The following is a 1,887-nucleotide window of genomic DNA, read 5'->3' on the forward strand; positions in this document are numbered from 1 at the left end:
GGCTGTAGCCGCGGGGCAGCAGCGTCACGACATTGACAGGCGGTTGCTGGCCCTCTTTCGTCGTGGTGCGGTGGTACCACGCGACCACCTTCGATAGCGCACCCACGCGCTTCCTGATCGTTCCTGGCGCTAACCTCTTCTCGCGGGTCTTGTAGCCCTCGATCAGCTGGTTGAGCCGCTGGAAGGTAATTCCTGACATGCGCACACCAGGCAACTCGCTGGCCAGAAGCGTGAGCGTGGGTCGCTCGGTCGGCGCTACGCGCGTGTTCGGATCGTTCTCGTAGTTCCGCATGACTTCGAGCAGGAGTGGCGACGTGGGCCCCGACCCCTGCGTCGCCTCAAGCAGCTCCAGCGGCACCACGCCCCGCTCCAGCCATGCATCGAGGGTCTTGGCGTAGTTGTTCGCCTCGACCTCGTCGTCGAACGTGTGAAAGAAGGGCTTCTCGAGGAGGTGGTGTTTTACGCGCAGCTGAAACTTGTTGCCGCGCTTTTGGACAGAGGACACATCAGGCTCCAATAGGAGCGCGCATCGTACTGGCTTTGACGGACAAAACAATCCGTCAGCGGGTAGCAGACCAGCCTCTTTTGGGTAGCAACGAACCCAAAACGAACTGAGATGAAGCCACAAACAAAAATGCCTCGGAGGGTCCGAGGCATCTAAGCTGTTGATTTAGCAGAGGATTTAATGGAGGCGCGACCCGGAGTCGAACCGGGCTAGACGGATTTGCAATCCGTTGCATAACCGCTTTGCTATCGCGCCACGCTGCTGAAAACGAAATCGAATTCGCGAAAAAAAGGGAAGCAGTGCTTCCCTTTTTCAAAACTGGAGCGGGAAAAGAGTCTCGAACTCTCGACCTCAACCTTGGCAAGGTTGCGCTCTACCAACTGAGCTATTCCCGCGTTTCGAGCCTCGAATTATAGAACACTTTTTCGGGGCTCGGCAAGTTCTGCCGATCAATGTTTGACGGAACCCTCTGAAGCCGGCGTGCCCGCACGTTGCTTGGCCAGCTCGGCCACGGCGGCCGCGGAGGCGGCAACCTCCTCGTCCGACAGCGGCTCGGGCATCTTCTCGAGCGCGATCTCCAGGACCTTGTCGATCCACTTCACGGGCACGATCTCGAGGCCGTTCTTCACGTTCTCGGGAATGTCCTGCAGGTCCTTCGCGTTTTCCTCGGGAATCAACACGGTCTTGATGCCGCCGCGCAATGCGGCCAGCAACTTTTCCTTCAGGCCGCCGATGGCCGTGACCTCGCCGCGCAGCGTGATCTCGCCCGTCATGGCAACGTCTGCACGCACGGGAATGCCCGTGAGCGCCGACACGAAGGCCGTGGTCATTGCGGCACCCGCGCTCGGGCCGTCCTTGGGCGTTGCGCCATCGGGCACGTGGATGTGGATGTCGCGCTTCTCGAACACCTCGTCCTTGATGCCCAGGCGGCGCGAGCGGCTGCGCACCACGGTGCGCGCAGCCTCGACCGATTCCTTCATCACGTCGCCCAGCGATCCGGTGCGGCTGATCACGCCCTTGCCGGGCATGGTGACCGCCTCGATGGTGAGCAGGTCGCCGCCCACCTCGGTCCAGGCCAGGCCGACCACCTGCCCCACCTGGTTCTGCTTCTCGGCCAGTCCGAAGCTGTACTTGCGCACGCCCAGGAAGTCGTTGAGGTTGGAGCCATCCACCGTGACCTTGGGCGTCATCTGCTTGAGCAGCAGGCCCTTGACCACCTTGCGGCAGATCTTGGAAAGCTCGCGCTCGAGCGAACGCACGCCGGCTTCGCGCGTGTAGTAGCGCACGATGCCGCGCACGGCCTCTTCGGTGACGAGCAGTTCGTCTTCCTTGACGCCGWTGTTCTTCATCTGCTTGGGCAGCAGGTACTTGATCGCGATGTT

2 protein-coding genes and 2 tRNA genes are annotated in these 1,887 nt (G+C 61.3%); all 4 read right to left on the reverse strand.

The window, feature by feature from the left end; translation table 11 throughout:
• Positions 1-505 (reverse strand): hypothetical protein (locus AC1DOC_RS31805; protein WP_478131351.1); only part of this gene is annotated, 505 nt, incomplete at its 3' end.
• A 181-nt stretch (positions 506-686) separates the two neighbouring features.
• Positions 687-760, reverse strand: a tRNA-Cys gene (locus tag AC1DOC_RS31810).
• 64 nt (positions 761-824) lie between these two features.
• Positions 825-900 (reverse strand) — tRNA-Gly (locus tag AC1DOC_RS31815).
• Between the two features lie 54 nt (positions 901-954).
• On the reverse strand, positions 955-1,887 hold a 933-nt coding region (locus tag AC1DOC_RS31820; protein WP_478131352.1), incomplete at its 5' end, for a S16 family serine protease.

Source organism: Variovorax sp. 01T439_2 (genome assembly GCF_056398445.1).